Origin of the sequence: Mesoflavibacter sp. SCSIO 43206 (assembly GCF_019904215.1) — a bacterium.
In the GTDB taxonomy this organism is placed as follows: domain Bacteria; phylum Bacteroidota; class Bacteroidia; order Flavobacteriales; family Flavobacteriaceae; genus Mesoflavibacter; species Mesoflavibacter zeaxanthinifaciens.
In genome coordinates, this window is sequence record NZ_CP063201.1 from 918,690 (window position 1) to 942,541 (window position 23,852).

A 23,852-nucleotide genomic window follows, 5' to 3' on the forward strand; every position below is an offset into this window, starting at 1 on the left:
TCATTATTTTCATTGAAGAATAAAACGAATATTCGATGCAAAATTTAATAAGAGATTTTATTAATGTTTTCTTCCCTTCAGTTTGTAATGCTTGTAAAAACTTACTTTATGATAATGAAGATTTTATATGTACAGACTGTAGACATAAATTACCTATTACAGAGTTTCATTTTAATAATGATAAGAGTATTGATAATGTTTTATACGGTCGTGTTGCTATAGAAAACGGTACTGCTTTACTAAGATTTGAAAAACAAGGTACGGTACAATATTTAATACACCAACTTAAATACGGTGGTAATGAAAAAGTAGGTGAGTTTTTTGGGAAATGGATAGGTACAGAACTTAAAACTATAAAAAGTTATAATGATGTAGATATAGTAATACCTGTACCATTACACGCTAAAAAACTAAAAAAACGTGGTTATAATCAAGTTGAAAAATTTGGAAAAGAAATTGCTTACGCATTGCAAGCAGAATTTATAGATGATATTTTGGTAAAAATTAGTGGCTCTTCAAAATCTCAAGCATCAAAAAAACGTCTTGAAAGATGGCAACTTAATAACGAACTTTTTTCTACTAAAAACATAGAAAAATTAAACAATAAACACATTTTATTAGTTGACGATATAATTACTACAGGAAATACAATAGAGTCTTGCTGCATACAACTTCAAAAAGCAAATAATATAAAAATAAGCATTGCTTGTATGGCAATAGCATAAAGGATTTTTCGTTAAAACATAAATATGTTGTTAATTTGTGCTTCTATTTGATTTTTTATGCAAAAACGTTGGATAAATTTTAGTTTTTATTTAATACTAGCACTTACTGCTATTAACTGTGCCAACCGTGGATCTATTGGTGGCGGACCAAAAGATGTAACTCCTCCTGAAATAGTAAAAACTGTACCAGAAAATTACTCGACTAACTTTAACGCAAACGAAATAAGAATTTACTTTAATGAATATGTAAAAGTTAAAAATTTACAGAAGCAGTTAATTATTTCGCCTCCAATGGATATTCAACCAGAAATAACACCTTTAAGTTCTGCTAGCGAGTATATAAAAATTAAAATTTACGACACTTTAAAACCTAATACTACATACGCCTTTAATTTTGGTAATAGTATTGTAGATAACAACGAAGAAAATCCTTACGAGTATTATCGCTACGTCTTTTCTACCGGAGACTATATTGATTCTTTAAACGTTAAAGGAAGTGTGGTAGATGGATTAGACCGAATAACAGAATCTTTCATATCTGTTCACCTTTACGAAGTAGATTCTACTTACACAGACTCAATCATATATAAAGAAAAACCTAAATACGTCACCAACACATTAGATAGCACAACAAACTTTACTATCGAAAATTTAAAAGCTGGAACATACCGCTTAATAGCTTTAAAAGACAATAACAACAATAATTTATACGAGCAAAAAAGTGATAAAATTGGCTTTTTTGAAGATTACATAACAGTACCAGATACTTCTGCTAATTATCAACTTAAGGTCTTTAAAGAAGATTTAGATTATAAAGCATTTAAACCAAGATTAGTTGCAGGCGAAAAAATAGCATTTGGTTACCAAGGTGATTATACAAAAACTAAAATAGATGTATTATCCAAAGTACCTGAAGATTTTAAATTTAGAATTGTAAAAGAGCAAGACACAGATACTTTAAATTATTTTTACTACCCAAAATTAGAAGACACAGACTCTTTAATTTTTAAAGTACAAAACGATAAAATAATAGACACATTTACTGTTAAGCTTAAGGATAATTTAAAAGACTCTTTAAATCTAAGAGCAGAACCTATAAACACTATTGCTATAAACGAAAGTTTTAAATTAAAAGCTAATATCCCTATTACTAAAGTAAATAAGGATAACATTAGTATTATGGATAAAGACTCTGTTTTTATTGACTTTGACACGAAACTTGACACATTACTAAATCATTTGGAAATCAAATTTGCAAAAGAAGATAAAAGCCAATATAAAATAACAATTTTACCAGAAACAGTAACAGACTTTTTTGAAAACACTAACGACTCTTTAAATTACAATTTACAAACTCCAGATCCTGATACGCTAGGAGAAGCAAGAGTTTTAATAAAAAATGCAACTTACCCTATTTTAGTACAACTTGTTAATGATAAAAGTGAAGTGAAATACGAAAAGTATAGTACAAAACCAGAACCATTAGATTTTTTCTATGTAAAACCTGGAAAATACTATTTAAGAGTTGTTTTTGACAGCAATAAAAACGGAAAATATGACACAGGTGATTTTTTAAGGAAAATTCAGCCAGAACGTGTAAGCTACCGTAAAAAAGAAGTCGAAATTAGGGTTGGTTGGAGTAATATTGAAGAGTTTATTCTAAACTAAAGCTATCCTTATCGTCTAAAAAACGAAGTTTGCTTCTTACATCATCAATATGTTTTTTATTTAAAACAATAATTTCCACACCTTCAATATTTGGCTGTGTGTTTGAAAGTTTTTTACCTAAAGCATCATAAACTGCAGAGTGACCAGAATACTCATAATTATTAGCATCTAAACCAACACGATTAACACCAATACAATAACTCATGTTTTCTATTGCTCTAGCTTGTAACAAAGTATTCCAAGCATGTACTCTTATTTTTGGCCAATTAGCAACATAGATTAATACATTATAATCTTCTTCTGCTATTCTTGACCATACAGGAAACCTTAAATCGTAACAAATTAAAGGTTGTATTTTAAAACCTTTATAATCTACAATGACTTTAGAATTTCCTCTTTTGTAAACCTTATCTTCGCCTGCTAAAGTAAACGTGTGCTTTTTATCGTAAGTGTCTACCAAACCATTTGGATACACAAAAAATAATCTATTGTAATAATGGTTATTATCTTTAATTGCAACACTTCCAACAATAGCTGCTTGTTTTTGAAAAGCCATTTTTTTCATCCAAATAATGGTCTCTCCTTCTTCAGTTTCTGCAATATGTTCTGGCGTCATTGTAAAACCAGAAGTAAACATTTCTGGTAATACAATTAGATCTACATCTTGTGTAATTTCTTCAATTTTTTTGGTGAAATTTTCTCTGTTTTGATTGGGATTTTCCCACACTAAATCTGCTTGAATTATCGCAACATGTAGAGTAATTTGTTCCATTACAATTTTTTTAATTTCTTTTCTACTTTGGCTACTTTAGCATTAAGTTTTTCAATTTTTTTTAGCCATTTAGCTTCATCTTCTGTACTTAATTTTCCTTTTTTACTAAGTTTTTCATATTTAGATTGCGCTTTTTTAGCTTCTTTTTCGGCTTTTGCTAATTGCTTTTCGGCTTTAGCTTTTTTAGCAATTGCATTTTCTTTCTTTTTTAATGCTTTTTGAGTCTTTTTTTGTTGTTTTTCAAGCTTTTTTAATTGTTTTGCTTGTTTTTCGGCTTGTTTTTTAGCTTTTTCAGATGCCTTTTTCTCTAATTCAATTTGTTTTAATGCGTTTTGCTTTTCTTCAGCTAAATCGTATATTTTTTGCTGCTGCTCTTCATTTAAAACATTAGTAACATCTGTACCATTAGACCAAATTGTTTTATCATCTACTTGGTATTTTTTATCGTCTAAAGTAACTTCTTGAGCAAAGGTAAAACTTACACCTAATAGGATAATAATTAAAGTAATTATTGATTTCATTTATAAAATATTTAATACCTAAATATAAGTAATTGATGTTTGCTGGCTTACGCCTTTAACTAATTTTTTATATTTGAGTTTTAATAAACTAAATACAATGAGACTTATAAAATTTTTACTACTTTTTATCACTTTTAGCGTATCTGCACAACAAGGTGGTATGTGGATTCCTTCGCTTTTGGATGGAATGAATGAAACCGAAATGGCTAACCTTGGAAGCATGCTTACTGCTGATGATATATACAGCGTTAACAAATCTAGTTTAAAGGATGCTATCGGTCATTTTAATGGTGGTTGTACTACCGAAGTGATCTCTCCAAAAGGATTAATTTTAACTAATCATCATTGTGGTTACAGTCAAATACAATCACATTCTTCTTTAGAAAACGATTATATTAAAAATGGGTTTTGGGCAATGAATTTAGATGAAGAATTGCCAAACGAAGGTCTTTTTGTCGAATTTATCATACGTATTGAAGATGTTACTAACGATGTTTTAGCTGGTATAACTGATGAAATGTCTGAAAAAGAAAAGCAATCTATAATTGACAAAAACAGCAATAAAGTTCAGGCTTATTATGATAAAGAACCTTGGCAAGACTCTAAAGTTAAGGCGTTTTATAAGGGTAATCAATATTTTTTATTTATTACAGAACGTTTTGAAGATATTAGATTAGTTGGTGCGCCACCAGCAAGCATAGGTAAATTTGGTAGCGATACAGATAATTGGGTTTTCCCGAGACATACCGGCGATTTTTCTTTATTTCGTATTTATGCAGATAAAAATAACAGACCAGCAAAATATAGTGCAGACAACGTACCATACACACCAAAACATTATTTACCAATATCTTTAGATGGTATAGAAGAAGACGATTTTACCATGGTATTTGGTTTTCCTGGTCGTACAAACGAATATCTTCCTGCAGTAGCTATACAACACATCACACAAGAATACAACCCAAGCAATATTGCAATACGCGAAGCTGCTTTAAAAGTTATAGATGCTAACATGAAAGCTAACGATGAGGTACGTATTAAATACGCCTCTAAACAAGCAAGAATTGCTAACGCGTGGAAAAAATGGATTGGAGAAAATCTTGGTATCGAAAAAAGTAATGCAATAGCAGAACGACGTGCTTTTGAAGCTGAATTTACAAAAGCTTTAAAAGACAAAAATTTAGAAAGTAAATACGGAAACATTCTTCCAGAATTTGATCAACTTTATAAAGATTTTGCAGCAATAAATATTAAAAGAAGAAATTTTATTGAAGTATTTATTGTTACCAACGAGTTGATGACCATGACGCTTAGAGCTTATCAAATGGAGCAAGCTATTAAACAAAATCCTGATAATTTTGAAAAAGCTAAAGCGCGTTTTGCTTCAACTTTAAAAGGTATTCATAAAAATTATGATGTAAATGTAGATAAAGGTGTTTTTAAAAACGTTATGCCTTTTTACACACAAAAAGTAGACGCTTCTATTTATGATAAAACAGCTCTTACAGATTTAGATGAAGCATTAAAACTTCTTGATGGTAAACCAAAAGACGTCCTTAAAAAGTTAAATAAAGACGCTGCTTATAAATATGCAAAACCATTTATTGATGAATTTTATAGCACAATAAACCCAGAATTTGAAACTAAAAATGCGCCGATCACTGCTTTAGAAAAACAATACATGAAAGCTTTGATGGAAGCGTTACCTGATGCTAGATATTTTCCTGACGCTAACAGTACAATGCGTGTAACTTACGGGAAGGTAAAAGGCTATTCGCCTAAAGATGCTGTTTACTATATGCCAGTAAGCTACTTAGATGGTGTAATTGAAAAATATGTCCCTGGAGATTACGAGTTTGATGTACCACAAAAGCTTTTAGATTTATATGAAGCTAAAGATTTTGGTCAATACGCAGACGCTAACGGTAAAGTACCTGTTTGTTTTTTAGGGACTAATCACACCACTGGAGGAAATTCTGGTAGTCCTGCAATTGACGCAAATGGAAATTTGATCGGACTAAATTTTGACCGCGTTTGGGAAGGCACAATGAGTGATATTAATTACGATCCAGAAATTTGCCGCAACATTATGGTAGATGCTAGATACGTCCTATTTATCATAGATAAGTTTGCTGGTGCCAAACACTTAATTGAAGAAATGAAATTGGTTCATCCTAAAAAATAATAAAGTTAGAATTTTAAAAAGCCTGTAATAAAATTACAGGCTTTTTTATACACTTCACACATATGTACTACTAATCTAAGTATAATATATTGTATATAATATTGTCTTTAACCCTAAAGATAACTTAATGATTTACAATACAGTTATTTATGTTCTAAACGAACGTATATTGTTCTTAACAACCCATTTAAATAATTAAAAACTAATTTATATTTATTTTTTGTAGTATTTTATTTTTATAACTTTTACCAATTGGAATTTCGGAGTTGTTTAAAAACAATTTATTGCTTTGTATTTGATCTATATAATTAGAATTAACGATATAACTTCTATGTATTCTAATAAAGTTTTTATTTAGCTTAGTTAATATATCATTTAAGCTCGTTCTTATTACATGCTTTTTTTCTGAAGAAAGAATTACTTCAATATAAACATGGTCACTTTTTATATATAGAATATCTTCAAGCTTAATTTTGATAAAAATTCCTTTTTCTTTTAAGAACAACACCTTTTTGCTTGTATCATTATTCGATGTAGCCAAGTTATGCTTAATATGGTTAGAAAGAGCTATCTCTATTGAAGAGTATAGTTCTTCTTGTGTAAACGGTTTAACTAAAAAAGCTTTGGGTTGTACTTTTTTTGCTAAACTTACTGTGTTTTTATCTGCGTTGGATGTAAGAAAGATAAACGGTATGTCATATTGACTTTTAATTACTTCAGCTATGTCAATTCCAGATTTTTCTCCTGACAAATTAATGTCCAATATTACTATATCTGGTGTTTCAGTTTTTAAAGATAATATTGCTTCTGTATAATTTAATGCTGGTTCCAAAGTAAAGTAACCTAAATCTGTCAAGGTATCACATATATTATCTGCTATTAGTATTTCGTCTTCAACTACTAAGATTTTTATTTGGCTCATTAAATCAAAATTTTCTAAAAATATTTATAATATCCTTAATCTACCCAAAAATGTTCTAAGACTACAATATCTTGTTCTAAACAGACAACTTAAGTAGTTTGCTTTCTTAAAAAGAAATCTTTAAATGTTATACTAAATACAGCTCCGTTTTGATATTTATAAGATAAAGTACCTTGTAATTGCCTTGTTAATCTACTTATTAGTTTTAAACCTAAACTTTTTGATTTTTTTATATCAATACCTTTAGTTAATCCACGTCCGTTATCAGAAAACACCATTTTATAAATACCGTTTTCTTGTCTATTTACCGTTATGCTAATGATATTTTTTTGATCGCTTAAAAGTCCATATTTAAATGTATTAGTCAAAAGTTCATTTACAATTAAACCTAAAGGTAAAGCAGTATCTACATCTAGTTTTAAATTTTTTGTTTCAAGTTTTACTTCTACACTCTTTTCATTTTTAAATAAATATTTTATTTGATTGACTAAATTTGTTAAATAATCTGAAAAATCTATTAATCCATCTTCTTTTTGATACAGCTTTTGGTGTATAAGCGCCATAGATTTTATACGGTTTTGTCCTTCTTTTGCAAGTTCTTTAGCTTTTTCATCTTCAATATCTCTAGTCTGTAAATCTAAAAGACTTGACACCATTTGGAAGTTATTTTTTACACGGTGATGTATTTCTTTAACCAATAGCTTATTTTCATTTAAGGCTTTATTTATTTGCTTATTCTGTTTATTAAGTTGTTTTGTCTGTTTTTTATTTTTGATTAAAAGTAGAGCTGTAAAAAATAGAGCTAATCCAATTAATGATGCTATTACCACATAGAGTTGAGATTTTTTTTGAGCAAACCGTAACTCTAATTCTTTTTCTTTAATTGCTTGTTGTGTTTGAAAATTTGCTAAAGCTTTTGATAAATCTTCAGAATATATCTGCCTATTTAAAGCTACTGCATCCCTTTGGTATGCTAAAGCCTCCTTTAAAAATCCGTGTTGCTCTAAAGCTTCACCCATTTCATAATAGATATAATAATAATCATTAGAGTTTAATTTGTTTTTTGCAAGCGCTTTAATTTTTTCTCCAAACTCAATTATATTATCTACCTCAAATTGTTTAAAAATTTTCTTTATCCTTTCACTTTCCAAAGGTAAATAGGTAAGATATTTTGCATAAAACGCATAGCTATCTGCTCTTGTTTTTGGATTATTATATAATTCTAATAATAATTTATCTACTTCGTTTTCATGATCACCTTTATATATGTAAGCATCTAAAGTATTCATAATAGTCCCTTTATAATACTTTGAATGTTCTGGCAATTGTTGTTCTAAATCTAAAATTGCTTCACAAGTATTTATATACTCTTGAAGGTTTTTTTTATTCAAATAATAATTACATGTATAATATAGCGTAGCTATTTGTAACTTTTTATCATTATATTTTTTGGCAATATTTAAATTTTTATCTAATATTTTTTTTGCCTCTTCATCTTTATACTGAATGAGAAGTAATACGATTTTATGAAAATCTAAATACGTATTTGCGATTACTATTTCTTTATTTGTTTGATCAAATTTTAGAAGGTATTTTTCTAATTCTTTATTTAATGTAGTAGATTGATCTATGGTTTTTGAATCGTCACGTAATACAGATATCTGATCTAATTTTATTTGAAAATAATTTTGATTGAAATTATCTGAAGTTGGTTGATTTATTGAATTATTTATAAAATTTGAAATTAATCCATATTGATGATTGCCAGAATTACTAATATTATCAATGAATTTTTTATAATTAGAATAATCGGATTGATTGTTTGTGATTTTTCTTAATACTGAAATATACGGTGTAGTTTCTTTAATTTTTGAAAGATATATTGAAGCCGAATCTTTTTGTTGATTTAGGATAAGGCTCTCTATCTTTTGTATACTTGCATTATTAGTTTGCGCATTTAGCTTAAAAGCTATAAAGCTTATAAGTATTAATAAATTAAAAAATTTCATAAGTATTTACATTTACACAATATTCATCTTCTTTAATAAGAAGCTAGCATTCATATTTTGACAAATTCCCTTTTTAAAGGTGTAATCAAAGAATAGCTCATCATTAACAATTTGAGCATCAAAATAATAGTTTTTAACTGCTTGTAACTCATTTTCTATTTCGCACAAACTTAAATCGTGTGTAGCAATTATTCCTGTTGCTTTACTTGCCACCAATTTCTCTACAAACTTTTTACTACCAATAGCTTTATCTGTACTGTTTGTTCCTTTTAATATTTCATCTAAAATGATAAAATAATCGTCGGTTTTAATAGCTTCAACTATATGTTTAAGTCTGGTTAGCTCACTAAAAAAATAGGAACTATCATCTGTTAAGGAGTCTGTTGTGCGCATACTTGTTATTAACTTTACGGGACTATATTGACTTGACTTTGCACAAACGGGCAAACCTACATTTGACATTACTATATGCAAAGAAACAGTGCGTAAAAAAGTACTCTTACCTGCCATATTTGCTCCTGTAATTATAAAAAATTGTTGATTTTTAATTTGAAAGTCATTATCAACTCGCTTTTCTGACTTTAATAAAGGATGACCTAATTGCTCAACTTTAGTAGTTTGCTTGGTATCTAATATTTCAGGAAAAATATAATCTGGATTATTAAAAGTATAATTACCAAAACTGTTATAAGCATCAAAAAAGCTAACCACTTCAAACCACTGTTCTACGGTATCATGATAATTTTCTATCCATTTTTCTATGGAGAAACTGTGTTTAATATCTGTCAAAAAATAACCATTACCAAAAATGGCAGAAATGAAGTTATTACGATTATCTAATGCGTCCATTGCTTTAGATAATTCTGTTAAAATCTCAGAAGCTTTTTTTGACTCTTGTTTTATTTTTTGTTGTTTATCTTTTAGTAAAGAGACGTTAAATTTTTCGTTTTCAATTAACTTAAGTAACAAAGCGTATTGTCTAAACGTATCCCTTATTTTATCGGTGTTTGAAGCTAAACTGCTTATCTTTTTTAAATATTTACCAGTAATAAAAAAGCCTACAAAAATCCAGTATCCAAAATATTGTGGTTGTAAAATTTTAAAAATGACTAGTGCTAATAACACTAAAGATGAAATTCCGAAAACTAATGGAATATGCTTCATCCATTTTGGCAAAAAACTTTTATGATTATTTAAAAAATAAACAACTTGATTAACATCGGTTTCTACATGTATTAAACTTGCTGTTGCTTGATATTCTTGACGCCAACTAGGTTTTTCGGCTAACTCTTTTATAGCTTGTTGTCTATCTTTTATATTTGTTATTTGATTAGCTTTTAATGCATTTGCTAATTTTTCCTGTCCTTCTTTTGTTGCTGTTCTATCTAAAAACTGAAAAAATGATCCTCTACCAAACAAATCAATATCTAATGCATAATTATGATTAACATTTTGATATTGTTCTCCTTTGTCTTTGTAGAAAAAATCTCCTGATATTATTCTAATTTCTTCCTCATTAATTGAAACTAACTGTTTATACAATAACAGTTGTTTTTTTATATTGGTATATTTAGATAATAACAATAAAAACAAGCTTAACCCAAGTATAGATATAATTGAAAATATTATCCATTCTCCAAAAAAACTATACAATCCAATTATGGTAAGAATAAAAATAGAGAAGCGTAATAGACTTAAACCAAATAATTGCTTACTTAGTTTTGATACCTGATTAGAATAGTTTGTAATATTTTTTTGGTAAAAAGCAGAAGGTTGTTGCATATTGAAATTTAAAAAGTAAAGAAACAAAAAAATCTCAAGAAGCTAGCCTCTTGAGATTTTACAAAATATATCTTGTTTTAGGTTATAAATTAACCTTTAAGACTTGCTTTTAAGTATTCGCTATTCATACGAGCTATATTTTCTAAAGAGATTCCTTTAGGACACTCTACCTCGCATGCTCCTGTATTTGTACAGTTACCAAACCCTTCTTCGTCCATTTGCTTCACCATGTTCATAACACGATCTGTAGCTTCTACTTGTCCTTGTGGTAATAATGCAAACTGAGATACTTTAGCACCAACAAAAAGCATTGCACTAGAGTTTTTACAGCTAGCTACACATGCACCGCAACCAATACATGTTGCTGCAGAAAATGCATCGTCTGCATCATGTTTATTTACAGGTATTGCATTAGCATCTATAGTATTACCAGATGTATTTACAGAGATAAATCCACCTGCATGCTGTATACGATCAAAAGCACTTCTATCTACAACTAAATCTTTAATTACAGGGAATGCTTTTGCTCTAAATGGCTCTATAAAGATTGTGTCACCATCTTTAAACATACGCATATGTAATTGGCATGTTGTTACGCCTCTATCTGGTCCATGTGCTTCTCCATTAATATATAAAGAACACATACCGCAAATACCTTCACGACAGTCATGATCAAACGCTACAGGTTCTTCACCTTTGTTAATTAACTGTTCGTTTAATACGTCTAACATTTCTAAAAAAGACATATCTGGAGAAATATCACTGACTTGATAGTCAACCATTTTTCCTTTATCGTTGGCGTTTTTTTGACGCCATATTTTTAATGTTAAATTCATATATTCAGATTTTAGTATTGAGTATTGAGTATTGAGCGTTTAAATCTGTGTCTAACATCTCTTATCTCAATACTTAATCTATTTATAACTTCTTTGTTTTAACTCAATATCGTTAAATTCTAATTCTTCTTTATGTAGTTGAGCCTCACTTGGTTGCCCTTTGTATTCCCAAGCAGCAACATAAGCAAAGTTTTCGTCATCACGTTTTGCTTCACCTTTTTGTTCTCCACTTTCTTCAACAAAATCTTCTCTAAAGTGTCCTCCACAAGATTCTTCACGGTGTAATGCATCTTTAGCAAATAATTCTCCTAACTCTAAGAAATCTGCTACACGACCAGCTTTAGCTAACTCTTCATTAAATTCATTAGCTGTACCTGGTACTTTAACTTCTTTCCAAAATTCTTCACGTAAGGCTTTAATTTCTGAAATAGCTTCAGTTAATCCTTTTACGTTACGTGCCATTCCTACTTTGTTCCACATGATTTTTCCTAATTTCTTGTGGAAATAATCTACAGAGTGCTTTCCTTCATTGTTTACAAAAAACTCTATACGCTCTCGTACATTTTTTTCTGCTTCTTCAAATTCTTTAGATTCTGTAGATATAGGTCCTGTTCTAATATCGTCTGCTAAATAATCACCAATTGTATAAGGCAATACAAAGTAACCATCTGCTAATCCTTGCATTAATGCAGATGCACCTAAACGGTTAGCTCCGTGATCAGAGAAATTAGCTTCACCAATTGCATATAATCCTGGTACTGTTGTTTGTAAATTATAGTCTACCCAAAGTCCACCCATTGTATAGTGTACTGCAGGATAAATCATCATTGGTGTTTCGTAAGGATTTTGATCTACAATTTTTTCGTACATCTGGAATAAGTTACCATATTTAGTTTTGATAACTTCTTGCCCTAATTTTTTTACTAAAGCAGCATCGTTTTCGTCTAATCCTTTAACGTGTGCTTGCTCTTTACCGTAACGTGTTATTGCAGAAGCAAAATCTAAGTACACTGCTTCTCCTGTTGCGTTTACACCGTAACCTGCATCACAACGTTCTTTAGCTGCACGAGAGGCAACATCACGAGGTACAAGGTTACCAAATGCTGGGTAACGACGCTCTAGATAATAATCTCTATTTTCTTCAGCAATTTCTGTTGGTTTTAATCGTCCTTCTCTAATTGCTTTTACATCTTCTATATTTTTTGGCACCCAAATACGTCCATCATTACGTAATGATTCTGACATTAACGTTAGTTTAGACTGATGATCTCCTGAAACAGGAATACACGTTGGATGTATTTGAGTATAGCATGGGTTTGCAAAGTATGCACCGCGTTTGTGTGCTTTCCAAGCTGCTGTTACATTACTTCCCATTGCATTTGTTGATAAGAAAAATACGTTTCCGTATCCTCCTGACCCTAAAACTACTGCGTGTGCCGAATGACGTTCTATTTCACCTGTAACTAGGTTACGTGTTATGATACCTCTTGCTTTACCATCTACAACTACAACATCAAGCATTTCGTGACGGTTATACATCTTTATCTTTCCACGTCCTATTTGACGGTTCATTGCAGAGTAAGCTCCTAATAATAATTGCTGACCTGTTTGTCCTGCTGCGTAAAATGTACGAGATACTAACACTCCACCAAAAGAACGGTTGTCTAATAATCCACCATATTCACGTGCAAAAGGTACTCCTTGAGCTACACATTGGTCAATGATATTTGCAGAAACTTCTGCTAAACGATATACGTTTGCTTCTCTAGAACGGTAATCTCCTCCTTTTACAGTATCGTAAAATAAACGGTAGTTAGAGTCTCCATCTCCTTGATAGTTTTTGGCAGCGTTAATACCACCTTGTGCTGCAATGGAGTGCGCACGTCTTGGTGAATCTTGAAAGCAAAATGCTTTTACGTTATAACCTAACTCTGCTAAAGTAGCAGCAGCAGATCCACCAGCTAATCCAGTACCAACAACAATAACATCAATAAGACGCTTGTTAGCTGGGTTAACTAAATTAATATTATTTTTATGATTAGTCCATTTGTCTGCAATTGGACCCTTAGGTACTTTTGAATCTAAACTCATAGTCAACTATTTTTTAGTGATTAAAATGGTGAAACAATGCGATAAAAATAAATCCTAGCGGAATTAATATAGCATAGGCTTTACCAAAACCTTTTAATCCTTTTGTATATTTATTGTTAGCTCCAACTGACTGGAATGCCGAGTTAAAACCGTGAAGCAAATGCAGTGCTAAGAATACAAAACCTAGACAGTATAATGCAACTCTCCAGATTGGTTCAAATTTATGCACTAACTCTTCGTAATATCTAAACTCACCATTAGGTAATGTTCCAGACATATCACCAACAATATACTTAGTATTGATTTCTGGAAACCAAAAATCGATAAAGTGAATAATTAAGAATACTAAAATGAAGCCTCCGCTCCAGATCATATTTCTACTCATCCAAGTAGAATTTGCACTACCATTGTTTTTAGCATAGCTAATTTGACGTGCTTTCTTATTTTTAATTTCTAAAACAAATCCCATAATGAAGTGAAAAACTACCCCAAAAATTAAAACAGGCTGCAATACAAACTGTATTAACCAAAACGTACCCATGAAGTGTGATACTTCATTAAACGTATCTGGGCTAAAAACAGATAAGATATTGATTGCGAAGTGTTGAAGAATAAAAATCATAAGAAAGAATGCCGAAAGTGCCATAGCAACCTTTCTTCCTATTGAAGAATTTAAAATTCCGCTCATTGTGTATATGGTTATTTTTTCTTTTTACAAAGATAAGCCTCAGAGCAATTTATAACAAATTAAAAGCTTTATTTACGCTATTTAGAATGAGTTTAATTAATCTGAGTTTTACTTTACTTCAAACGTTTTAGATGTATTATTGATTTTTACAAAATACTTACCTTTAGGCAAATAAAATTTTCCATTTTTAGCTTTATTAATAACAAGGGAAGTGTTCTCCTTTAAAAGCTTTTTCTTTGCTTTTTCTGTAATCTCTAAACCATAATCTACATAATTAAATCCTTTATTTAATTTAATACTATTAATATGTAGAACTGTACCTTTTTCTGTTACTATATTAAAATCTGCTTGACCTGAAATATTACTATAAAACTCAACAATTACTTTTGGTTCAAAAGGTTTAGCCCATTTATTCCAACTACTTCCCCAACGTCCAGAATATCTAATATTATTTATATCAAAAATTGAAATGTTTTGAGATGCACTTTCAACATCATTATACTTTTGAAGATTTGCTACACTAGTTTTATAAATACTTCTTCCGTGTGTTGCCAACAACAAATCATTAGTGTCTTCATGAATCACTAAATCATGTACAGCAACTGCTGGTAAACCTTTAGAAAACGCTTGCCAAGTTTCACCTTTATTAAAAGATACATATGCACCATTATCGGTTCCTAAATACAATATATTTTGATTTACTGGATCTTCTTTAATCACGTTTACTGGAGACATTGGTACGTTTGAAGAAATATTTTTCCATGTTTGACCATAATCATCAGATCTATAAATATAGACTGAAAAATCATCCCAACGGTAACCGTTTAATGTAGCATAAACACGTTCTTTTTTATGCGAAGATGCTATAACACGACTTACCCATAGATCTTTAGGAAAAGATGTAGAAATATTTTGCCAAGATGCTCCTCCATTTTTAGTTATATGAAGTAAACCATCATCGCTACCTGCATAAATTAACCCAAATTGAAATGGTGATTCACTAATACTAGTTAATGTGCCATAGGCTACGTTTCCTTTTTTACCACCTTTAGTTAAATCGTCGCTAATAGCTTCCCAAGTATTTCCTTGATCTAAAGAACGCATTAATTTATTACCTCCTAGATACAAAATATCCTGATTATGACTTGATAGCTGTATCGGAGTTTGCCAGTTAAAACGATAAGGACTTTCGCCTAATTGATGCTTTGGTTGTATGTAAGTTTGCTCTTCGGTATCTAGATTTAGACGGTAATAATTCCCAAACTGATAACCTGTATAAACAATATTTGGATTACGGTTATCAATTTCAATTTGCATACCATCTCCTCCCATAATCATTTCCCAAGGGTATTGTCCATATTGTTGCCAACTTCTGTCTTCTGGTGCGTTGTTTGCACCTTTCCATACACCATTATCCTGCAAACCTCCATATACATTATATGGTGTTTGATTATCTACATTAATAGCATAAAATTGTCCAACAGATGGTGAATTATTTTTTATCCAAGTTTCACCATCATCATATGTAATATTTACTCCACCATCGTTACCATTAATTAAATGATTTGGATTCTTTGGATTAATCCAAAGCGCATGATGATCTGCATGTACATTTTCTGCAGAAATCGAAGTAAATGTTTTACCTCCATCCTTAGATTTTAAAATAGGCACACCATAAATATATAGATGTTCTTTATTAGCAGGCGATACATAAATATGTCCAAAATAGTATCCGTAACTATAATATAAATCGTCTATATAATCATCGTGAGTTTTACTCCAAGTTATTCCGCCATCAGTACTTTTATATACTTCTGCGCCAATAACAGGCGTATCAAACAGCATAGAGTTTGCATCTTCTAGATATGTTGCTATATCTGCAGGTTTTACATTACCGCTGCGCACCATTTGTTTAACGTTTTCTGCTCTGTATTTTTCTTGAAATCCGTTAGTCTTTAAAAAATTATTCAGCTTCTTATCTTCTAATTTTAAAAACATATCTGTAGTCATAGATTTAAAATCGTCTTTTTGCAAGCCGTTACTTTCATCTTTTTTACCTTCAGAAGGTCTTCTAAATTGACTATCATGTATAGCATAAACAATATTACTGTCGTAAACTGCTAATCCTATTCGACCAACACCATTCCCGGTAGGAAAACCGCTTTTTTCTGTAGATACTTTTTGCCAAGTTTCACCTGCATCGGTACTTTTATATATTGCCGAGTTATTTCCGCTTCCATCAAAATTCCAAGCTTTTCTGTCTTTAGTCCAAGACGTAGCAAACATGATGTTATAATTGTTTGGAGCATGTTGCATGTCAATAACTCCGCTAACATCATCTATATACAATGTTTTGGTCCATGTTTTACCTCCATCTTTAGTTTTGTAAACACCTCTATCTACGCTTTTAGAATACAAACTACCCGTTACACCAACAACCACTTCTTCTGGATTATTAGGATTAATTAATATACGTCCAACGTGTTGCGAGTTTGGTAAACCAACATGTTGCCAAGATTTTCCGTTATCAGTAGATTTAAGCATTCCTATACCAGCGTAAGACGATCGTGAGGCATTGTTCTCTCCAGTTCCTACCCAAATAGTTCTAGTGTTCCAATCTACAGCAATATCACCAACATTTTGGGTTTGCGCGTTGTCTAAAATAGGTGTAAAAGACGTACCATTATTTGTAGTGTGCCAAACGCCACCAGATGCGTAACCTACATAAAATTCGGTTGGATTTTCTGGATTTACAGCCAAATCTACCACGCGACCACTCATAACTGTTGGTCCAATATTTTCAAAAGGTACATTTTTAACTAAAGAAGCGTTTACAAGTTCTTTTTTATTAATTAAAGCTTGTTGTACTTCTCTTGAAGTCGTTAAGTTTTGTTGTGCTTCAACACTAAAAGTAAAAAGCGCTGTTAAGATTAACAGAAGTTTAAGTTTCATAGTTAGTATAATTTTCTTTAAAGATAATTAATCTTCTTATTTTTGAAGCAAATAAATAGATAATAACTTTTCGCTTTCGCGGAAAGTAAAACAATATCACAATGAAATACCATAAAATAGAGAAAGAACTTTTTATAAAAAACCGTAAAAATTTTGCTGCAAAAATGCTTCCTAGCAGTTTAGCAGTTTTTAACTCTAACGATATTTATCCAATTGGTGCAGATAGCACGTTACCGTTTCAGCAAAACCGAGATCTTTTTTATTTAAGCGGCGTAGATCAAGAAGAAAGTATACTTGTTATTTTTCCTGATTGCCCAAACCCAAAACATCGCGAAATCTTATTTTTAAAAGAAACTAACGAACATATTGCTGTTTGGGAAGGCGAAAAATTAACCAAAGAAAAAGCGTTTGAAACTAGCGGTATCAAAACCGTATACTGGTTACAAGATTTAGATAAAATTTTATTCGAAATCATGACGCAATGCGATACTGTTTACATTAATACTAATGAGCATTACCGTGCTAATGTTGAAACCGAAACACGCGAAGACCGTTTTACAAAAAAACTTAAAGACCGTTTTCCTGCACATCGTGTAGCAAAAAGCAACCCGATTTTACAACGTTTACGCTCTGTAAAAGATCAAATTGAAATTGATTTAATACAAAACGCTTGTAACATTACCGAAAAAGGTTTTAGACGTATTTTAGAGTTTGTGAAACCAGGTGTTATGGAATTTAACATTGAAGCTGAGTTTATGCATGAGTTTTTAAACAATCGCTCTCGTGGTTTTGCATACACGCCAATTGTTGCATCTGGAAACAATGCTAACGTATTACACTACATAGAAAATAATCAAGAGTGTAAAGCTGGTGATTTAATCCTTTTAGATGTTGGTGCAGAATATGCTAATTACAGTAGTGACATGTCTCGTACCATACCTGTGTCTGGTAAATTTACAGCACGTCAAAAAGAAGTATACAACGCTGTAAACCGTGTAAAAAATGAAGCTACAAAACTACTTACACCAGGAACCATTTGGGCAGATTACCACGTAGAAGTTGGTAAATTAATGACTAGCGAGTTAATAGGTTTAGGCTTATTAGACAAAGCAGATGTACAAAACGAAAACCCAGATTGGCCAGCTTACAAAAAATACTTTATGCACGGTACGTCTCACCACATGGGATTAGATACACATGATTACGGTATTTTAACCGAGCCTATGCAAGCTAACATGGTCTTTACTGTAGAGCCAGGTATTTATATACCAGACGAAGGTTTTGGCATTAGACTAGAAGACGATGTAGTTATCCAAGAAACAGGAGAACCTTTTAACTTAATGAGAAATATCCCAATTGAAGCAGATGAAATTGAGGAAATTATGAATAAATAATAGTCTTTAGTAGAGATTTTAAAAAAGCGAACCAAATGGTTCGCTTTTTTGATGGCTTGAATTTTTATTCTATATTCGTTTAATAATCGATAATGCGAATTTAAAACTTGCTTTATCTTAAAGTTGGCTACAATTACCCAAAAATGACTGAACAACAAAATGAAATATGGAAGAAAATTCAAAATTTTGAAATTGACGACATAGATTCTTCTTTCAGCTTTACAGATAGATTAGCAAGAGAAAATAATTGGTCAATAGAATATTCGCTGAGAACAGTATTGGAATACAAAAAATTTATTTTTCTGATTACTATTTCAGATTTCCCTCAAACACCTTCAGACCAAATTGACCAAGTTTGGCATCTTCATTTACTTTACACAGAATCATATTGGATAGAACTTTGTAAAAACACAATAAATAAAGATATTCATCACGGACCAACAAAAGGCTCAGAGGAAAAACCTTTGTTTAAAGAACAGTATTCAAAAACACTTGAATTTTACGAGTCAATATTTAATGAAAAACCACCAAGTGACATTTGGATTGATATTGATACTAGATTTAACGAAATTCACTTTACAAGAGTTAATAGAAAGAGAAATTGGGTAATACCTAAACTACGATTTAAAAAGTAATGAAAATACTATCTCAAATAACTCCAGCAGAAACAATGCTAATTAAAGATTGTACTTCTGTACAATTGAAAGATTTAATGAAGTTTACTTTTATGGATTTACTTCTAAAAAAAGTAATTGAAATTAAAGAAATAAATAAAAAATCTCATCCTAGAGACAATTACATTAGAACTTACACTTATGTTATTCCAGGTAAAAACTTTAATAAATACCAGCCAAAAAATCACGAATTAATTTATTTGAGTCCATTTATAAAAAGTCCTTCAATTCAAATACTTTTTAAGAATTTTATAAAAATGGCTTATGACACCTCAAACGGTAGCTGGAATTTTAAAAAAACAACAAAAAGTAATCGAGAAATCAACCCATATTTTAAGCAATCATTTTTGTTAAATTTATTCAGATTAAATAAACTAACTGACAGCGGGAACAAACTAAGGAGAGAAATATCAAGCTATTTAAATGAGATTGATAAAAGCATAGACCATTTGCTTCATAATGATAAAAAGGAAGGATTAGAATTATTATTGAGAATTGGAGGAAATATTTTCCTTTTAAAGAACTTAGATTTTCAACTTTTAAAAACAATCGACAAAGAATTACTAAATCAACAGAAAGTTTTATATAGTGATACTTATGACTCTGATAGTGATTGGTGGTTATATGTTGACTTTTTTGAAGATGATTATATGTTTGATTCATATTTTGATAGTTTTGATGACACTTTAGATTCATTTGATCATGAATTTGACGCATCAGGTTGCTCTTCTTGTGATAGTGGTTGTAGTAGTTGCGGTGGATGTGGTGGATGCAATTAAAAACTGCTGTAGTAACACAAAATTAATCGCTCTTAGCACTAGGATATTTACAAAAATCTTTGCGAATTTTATTTACTAAGTTTAGCACTCAAACCACGTAATAAAATCCAAACACCTTAAACAAAACCCATAAAAAAGCGAACCAAATGGTTCGCTTTTTTTCAAATCAACTTAAACTAAAACTTGGTTATTTTCAAAGACATAGCGTTGTAGTTTTTTAAGGGTTTCTACTTTATCGCTAGTATTAATTAATAGTGAGATATTATTGTTGCTTCCGCCGTAAGAAATCATTCTTACATTAACATCTTGTAAAATCTGGAATAAATTAGGTGTATCTGGATGATAAACAATTGCGTTTCCTACCAAACATACAATACTCATAAAATCGTCTACCTCAACATGCGCAAAAGCATTAAGTTCATTTACAATGTCATGTAAATAGGTAGTGTTGTCTATGGTTAGTGATACTGCAATTTCAGACGTTGTAATCATGTCTATAGAAGTTTCGTAACGCTCAAAAACTTCAAAAACTTTCTTTAAAAATCCGTGCGCTAATAACATTCTAGCAGATTTAATTTTGATTGCCGTAATGCCATCTTTTGCAGCTATTGCTTTAATCCCTTCGCCATGTACTTGATTGGTAATTAACGTACCGTGTGCATTTGGCGACATTGTGTTTTTTAATCGCACAGGTATATCAAAAGCGCTAACCGGCATTACCGTTTGCGGATGTAAGATTTTGGCTCCAAAATATGCCAACTCAGCAGATTCGTCAAAAGACAAATTAGAGATTGCTGTTGTGTTTTCTACAAAACGTGGATCGTTATTATGAAACCCATCAATATCGGTCCAAATTTGTACTTCTTCAGCTTTTAATATTGCACCAATTATAGTTGCGGTGTAATCGCTTCCGCCACGTTGTAAATTAGCAATATTACCATCTGCATCACGACAAATAAAACCTTGTGTGATATAGATTTGAGATTCGGAATTCTCAAAAAGGATGCGGTTTAAATTTTGTTGAATATAAAAATTATCAGGCTCGTTAGTTTTATCAATTCGCATAAAATCTAATGCCGAAATCAAACAAGCATCGATACCTTCTTGATGTAAATATCTAGTAAAGATATAGGTTGATAATCTTTCGCCTTGCGCTACAAATGTATTGTATGTTAAGCGATTATATTCATTATTGGTATTTTGCGTTAAAACTTCAAAAATATTGGACACATATGCATTAACTTCTGCATTAAATGTTGGATTAGTTATTAACTGATCTATAGTATTTTTATATGTTTTATGTAATTGATCAAGTAACACTATTGCTTCTTCGGCATTATTTTGCCTTAATTGCTCAGAAATATTAACCAACGCATTTGTAGTACCAGACATTGCAGATAATACAACCACTTTTTTCTTACCATCATTAATAATGTTTTTAACATTAATCATGCTTTCTACACTACCTACAGATGTACCACCAAATTTTAATACTAACATTTTTTTATTATTTAGAATGCTAAACTACTATTAACCTTAGCAATATCCTTAAAAATGAAAAAATTATACTACTTTTACACAAATTGTTAAATAATTAACATCATGAAAACCATTTCATCTTGCGTTGAAGATATCTTAATTGCACAACCATTTTTAGAAGAAGCTTTAACACGCAGTATTATAAATTATTCTGCTTTAGCAGAAGAGCTACGCGAACCTATTAGCAATATGCTAAGAAAACCCGTAAAGTCTGGCGCTATTATGATGGCATTAAGACGTTACAATACACCAAATAATTTACGTCATTCTTTAAAACTAAAAACGACGCTTCAAAAACTTGGTGATATTACGGTACGTTCTAACCTTAGTGATTTTACGTTTCAAAACTCGGAAACCTTAATACAATGTCACACCAAAATTTTAGAACAAGTCGAAACGAACAAAGACATTTTTTATGCGTTTACCAGAGGAATTTACGAGAGTAACATTATTATTTCTAGCTCTGAAAACAAGCAAGTTTTAAAACGTTTTAAAGGCGAAATTCAAATAGGATTGCAAGAAGGCTTGTCTGCAATAAGCGTAAGACTACCTAAAGACAACTCTAAAGTATCTGGTTTGTATTATCAAATTTTTAAGCGCTTAGCTTGGGAAAACATCCCGATTTACGAAGTGGTTTCTACTACCAATGAGTTTACTGTATTGGTTGAAGATCACGTGGTAGATAAAGCGTTTTCTGTGATTAAAAATTTGAAGAATTAACTACTCCGTTCTCTTTAAAAACAAATCTTCAAAATCGTAACTAAAATCTGTAATTGGTGCAATTGGTTTTAGGGTAGCGCTTTGTGCTTTACCCTTTTCATCAAAAGTAAATTGCATAAAACAATCGGCATCATAACTACGATTATCCCATTTTACAACAAAAGTAGTCGCGTTATATGGTAATAATTGACCTTTAATAGTTTTAGAGTTTTCCGATGAAATTCTTAAATCTTCACCTTCTTCTTTAATCACCATATCACCAAACCAAGCATCGGTAAACGTACCTGTAATTTGTTCTGATTTAGGTACAATTGGGCTTGATTTCATCATTTCAACTTTATTAAACACTTCGGTTTTGATACTATCGTTGTACTTATACCAATCTTTGTTGCTTTGTCCTAATTTGTCTAACCAGTCTCTATCTTCGTAACCTAAATACGTATCTTTAATGGTGTTGGTTATAGTGGTAAATGCAGAACCATTCATTTGATTAGTTAAGACAACTATTCCTAAATTTAGTTCTGGTATGATAGTAAATTGGGTCACTGTTCCTAATAACCCGCCAGTGTGATACACTTGTTTATATCCGCCTTTTACATCGGTTACAAACCAACCTAAACCATACCCTCTAAAATTAGAATTGTAACTGTCATTGGCTCTAGCTTTTAATGGTGTTTGTAGTTGCCAAAGCTCGTGTAATTGATCTTCACTTAATAAACGTTCTCCGTTTTCGGTTACGGCATCATTCATTAAAAATTTTGCCCAAGTTAGCATATCGGTAACGTTACTTACAATTCCACCAGCAGCATTAGCAGTATCATCCCAATCATGCGGAATTTCTTCTAATTTACCATCAGCCATCGTATGTGCTTCGATTATATTAGACTTATCGGTCACACGACTGTAAGCAGCTTTACTGTTAGTCATCCCAACAGGTTTTAAGATTTTAGTTTCTATAAAATCTTCCCAAGATAATCCGCTTACACGTTTTAAAACTTCACCAGCAACGATAAACATATTGTTATTGTATTCAAACGTACTTCTAAACGAGGTACTTGGCTCGATATACTTTAAATTATCAATTACTTTTTGCACATCAAAATGGTCGTTTTCTGGAAAAAACATTAAATCTCCTGCACCTAAACCAAGTCCACTTCTGTGCGTAACCAAATCTCTAACCGTAAAATTTTGGGTTACCCAAGCATCGTATAATCTAAATTCAGGAATGTGTTTTGTAACTTTATCGTCCCAACTTAATTTACCTTGATCTACCATCATTGCTAATGCAAAACAGGTAAACCCTTTACTGTTTGACGCAATACCGACTAAGGTGTTTTCATTCATTTCTTTTTGGTTAGACAATGCTCTAACACCATGTCCTTTTGCGTAAGCCACTTTTCCATCTTTTAAAATCCCAACAGAAATACCAGGAACATCAAAGGTTTTTAAAGTTTTTTCTACTAATTTATCTAATTGCTTTTCTTCGATTTGAGCTTGTAAAAACAAACATGTAAAAAAGGCAAAAATGAAAGTGATTTTATTAAATTTCATTTTAAAAATTTTAAGTTGAAAGTCTTCAAATATAATAAATCCTT

At 30.9% G+C, this 23,852-nt stretch carries 18 protein-coding genes; 7 read left to right on the forward strand and 11 right to left on the reverse strand.

The features are described from left to right. The first annotated feature begins 35 nt into the window (after positions 1-35). Positions 36-725, forward strand: coding sequence for a ComF family protein (locus INR78_RS04440; RefSeq protein ID WP_223077634.1), 690 nt, complete (start codon positions 36-38; stop codon positions 723-725). 57 nt (positions 726-782) lie between these two features. Further along, the gene (locus tag INR78_RS04445; RefSeq protein WP_223077635.1) at positions 783-2,393 is read left to right on the forward strand and encodes an Ig-like domain-containing protein; all 1,611 of its coding nucleotides are present in this window, start codon (positions 783-785) and stop codon (positions 2,391-2,393) included. Here INR78_RS04445 and INR78_RS04450 read toward each other — a convergent pair. Further along, on the reverse strand, positions 2,380-3,165 hold the full coding sequence (locus tag INR78_RS04450; protein ID WP_223077636.1) for a nitrilase family protein: 786 nt from the start codon (positions 3,163-3,165) through the stop codon (positions 2,380-2,382). The genes INR78_RS04445 and INR78_RS04450 overlap by 14 nt on opposite strands. Beyond that, positions 3,165-3,686 carry a hypothetical protein gene (locus INR78_RS04455; protein WP_223077637.1) on the reverse strand — a complete coding sequence of 174 codons (522 nt, stop codon included), beginning with the start codon at positions 3,684-3,686 and terminating at the stop codon, positions 3,165-3,167. The genes INR78_RS04450 and INR78_RS04455 overlap by 1 nt, the downstream gene beginning before the upstream one ends. Before the next feature lie 97 nt (positions 3,687-3,783). Between INR78_RS04455 and INR78_RS04460 the strand changes: the two genes are divergently transcribed. Then, positions 3,784-5,871, forward strand: a complete 2,088-nt coding sequence (locus INR78_RS04460; RefSeq protein WP_223077638.1) for a S46 family peptidase — start codon at positions 3,784-3,786, stop codon at positions 5,869-5,871. Between the two features lie 202 nt (positions 5,872-6,073). Here INR78_RS04460 and INR78_RS04465 read toward each other — a convergent pair whose 3' ends face one another. The 7 genes from INR78_RS04465 to INR78_RS04495 form a co-directional block, all read right to left on the reverse strand. After that, complete coding sequence (locus tag INR78_RS04465; protein WP_223077639.1) at positions 6,074-6,793, reverse strand: LytTR family DNA-binding domain-containing protein; 720 nt, start codon at positions 6,791-6,793, stop codon at positions 6,074-6,076. Positions 6,794-6,882: 89 nt separating this feature from the next. After that, positions 6,883-8,802 (reverse strand): sensor histidine kinase, encoded by a 1,920-nt coding sequence (locus INR78_RS04470; protein WP_223077640.1) that lies wholly within the window; start codon positions 8,800-8,802, stop codon positions 6,883-6,885. A 12-nt stretch (positions 8,803-8,814) separates the two neighbouring features. Further along, positions 8,815-10,584 (reverse strand): DNA mismatch repair protein MutS, encoded by a 1,770-nt coding sequence (locus INR78_RS04475; RefSeq protein ID WP_223077641.1) that lies wholly within the window; start codon positions 10,582-10,584, stop codon positions 8,815-8,817. 89 nt (positions 10,585-10,673) lie between these two features. Next, positions 10,674-11,420: a succinate dehydrogenase/fumarate reductase iron-sulfur subunit gene (locus INR78_RS04480; protein WP_027879125.1), complete on the reverse strand. Its 747-nt coding sequence runs from the start codon at positions 11,418-11,420 to the stop codon at positions 10,674-10,676. Between the two features lie 78 nt (positions 11,421-11,498). Continuing rightward, positions 11,499-13,511, reverse strand: a complete 2,013-nt coding sequence (locus INR78_RS04485; RefSeq protein ID WP_027879126.1) for a fumarate reductase/succinate dehydrogenase flavoprotein subunit — start codon at positions 13,509-13,511, stop codon at positions 11,499-11,501. 13 nt (positions 13,512-13,524) lie between these two features. Beyond that, a complete protein-coding gene (locus tag INR78_RS04490) occupies positions 13,525-14,199 on the reverse strand; it encodes a succinate dehydrogenase cytochrome b subunit (protein WP_027879127.1) in 675 nt (224 codons plus the stop codon). A gap of 108 nt (positions 14,200-14,307) precedes the next feature. Next, positions 14,308-17,151 (reverse strand): sialidase family protein, encoded by a 2,844-nt coding sequence (locus INR78_RS04495; protein WP_223077642.1) that lies wholly within the window; start codon positions 17,149-17,151, stop codon positions 14,308-14,310. A 101-nt stretch (positions 17,152-17,252) separates the two neighbouring features. Between INR78_RS04495 and INR78_RS04500 the strand changes: the two genes are divergently transcribed. The 3 genes from INR78_RS04500 to INR78_RS04510 all read left to right on the forward strand — a co-directional run bounded on the left by INR78_RS04500 (position 17,253) and on the right by INR78_RS04510 (position 19,998). Next, complete coding sequence (locus tag INR78_RS04500; RefSeq protein ID WP_223077643.1) at positions 17,253-18,545, forward strand: aminopeptidase P family protein; 1,293 nt, start codon at positions 17,253-17,255, stop codon at positions 18,543-18,545. A gap of 143 nt (positions 18,546-18,688) precedes the next feature. Next, positions 18,689-19,180: a hypothetical protein gene (locus tag INR78_RS04505; RefSeq protein WP_223077644.1), complete on the forward strand. Its 492-nt coding sequence runs from the start codon at positions 18,689-18,691 to the stop codon at positions 19,178-19,180. After that, a complete protein-coding gene (locus INR78_RS04510; protein ID WP_223077645.1) occupies positions 19,180-19,998 on the forward strand; it encodes a hypothetical protein in 819 nt (272 codons plus the stop codon). The genes INR78_RS04505 and INR78_RS04510 overlap by 1 nt, the downstream gene beginning before the upstream one ends. Positions 19,999-20,169: 171 nt before the next feature. Here the strand turns inward: INR78_RS04510 and INR78_RS04515 are convergent, their stop codons facing one another. Next, positions 20,170-21,498 (reverse strand): aspartate kinase, encoded by a 1,329-nt coding sequence (locus INR78_RS04515; RefSeq protein WP_223077646.1) that lies wholly within the window; start codon positions 21,496-21,498, stop codon positions 20,170-20,172. A 102-nt stretch (positions 21,499-21,600) separates the two neighbouring features. Between INR78_RS04515 and INR78_RS04520 the strand changes: the two genes are divergently transcribed. Further along, entirely contained in the window at positions 21,601-22,257 is a 657-nt protein-coding gene (locus INR78_RS04520; protein WP_223077647.1) for a hypothetical protein, read from the forward strand. Here INR78_RS04520 and INR78_RS04525 read toward each other — a convergent pair whose 3' ends face one another. Next, complete coding sequence (locus INR78_RS04525; RefSeq protein WP_223077648.1) at positions 22,258-23,808, reverse strand: serine hydrolase; 1,551 nt, start codon at positions 23,806-23,808, stop codon at positions 22,258-22,260. Positions 23,809-23,852 lie beyond the last annotated feature (44 nt).

What these genes read in the sequence shown, in the direction of transcription:
- INR78_RS04485 (WP_027879126.1), bottom strand. Translation starts at nt 13,511, where the DNA reads ATGAGTTTAGATTCAAAAGTACCTAAGGGTCCAATTGCAGACAAATGG.
- INR78_RS04480 (WP_027879125.1), bottom strand. Translation starts at nt 11,420, where the DNA reads ATGAATTTAACATTAAAAATATGGCGTCAAAAAAACGCCAACGATAAA.
- INR78_RS04440 (WP_223077634.1), top strand. Translation starts at nt 36, where the DNA reads ATGCAAAATTTAATAAGAGATTTTATTAATGTTTTCTTCCCTTCAGTT.
- INR78_RS04520 (WP_223077647.1), top strand. Translation starts at nt 21,601, where the DNA reads ATGAAAACCATTTCATCTTGCGTTGAAGATATCTTAATTGCACAACCA.
- INR78_RS04475 (WP_223077641.1), bottom strand. Translation starts at nt 10,584, where the DNA reads ATGCAACAACCTTCTGCTTTTTACCAAAAAAATATTACAAACTATTCT.
- INR78_RS04515 (WP_223077646.1), bottom strand. Translation starts at nt 21,498, where the DNA reads ATGTTAGTATTAAAATTTGGTGGTACATCTGTAGGTAGTGTAGAAAGC.
- INR78_RS04455 (WP_223077637.1), bottom strand. Translation starts at nt 3,686, where the DNA reads ATGAAATCAATAATTACTTTAATTATTATCCTATTAGGTGTAAGTTTT.
- INR78_RS04525 (WP_223077648.1), bottom strand. Translation starts at nt 23,808, where the DNA reads ATGAAATTTAATAAAATCACTTTCATTTTTGCCTTTTTTACATGTTTG.
- INR78_RS04505 (WP_223077644.1), top strand. Translation starts at nt 18,689, where the DNA reads ATGACTGAACAACAAAATGAAATATGGAAGAAAATTCAAAATTTTGAA.
- INR78_RS04470 (WP_223077640.1), bottom strand. Translation starts at nt 8,802, where the DNA reads ATGAAATTTTTTAATTTATTAATACTTATAAGCTTTATAGCTTTTAAG.
- INR78_RS04500 (WP_223077643.1), top strand. Translation starts at nt 17,253, where the DNA reads ATGAAATACCATAAAATAGAGAAAGAACTTTTTATAAAAAACCGTAAA.
- INR78_RS04465 (WP_223077639.1), bottom strand. Translation starts at nt 6,793, where the DNA reads ATGAGCCAAATAAAAATCTTAGTAGTTGAAGACGAAATACTAATAGCA.
- INR78_RS04495 (WP_223077642.1), bottom strand. Translation starts at nt 17,151, where the DNA reads ATGAAACTTAAACTTCTGTTAATCTTAACAGCGCTTTTTACTTTTAGT.
- INR78_RS04490 (WP_027879127.1), bottom strand. Translation starts at nt 14,199, where the DNA reads ATGAGCGGAATTTTAAATTCTTCAATAGGAAGAAAGGTTGCTATGGCA.
- INR78_RS04510 (WP_223077645.1), top strand. Translation starts at nt 19,180, where the DNA reads ATGAAAATACTATCTCAAATAACTCCAGCAGAAACAATGCTAATTAAA.
- INR78_RS04450 (WP_223077636.1), bottom strand. Translation starts at nt 3,165, where the DNA reads ATGGAACAAATTACTCTACATGTTGCGATAATTCAAGCAGATTTAGTG.
- INR78_RS04445 (WP_223077635.1), top strand. Translation starts at nt 783, where the DNA reads ATGCAAAAACGTTGGATAAATTTTAGTTTTTATTTAATACTAGCACTT.
- INR78_RS04460 (WP_223077638.1), top strand. Translation starts at nt 3,784, where the DNA reads ATGAGACTTATAAAATTTTTACTACTTTTTATCACTTTTAGCGTATCT.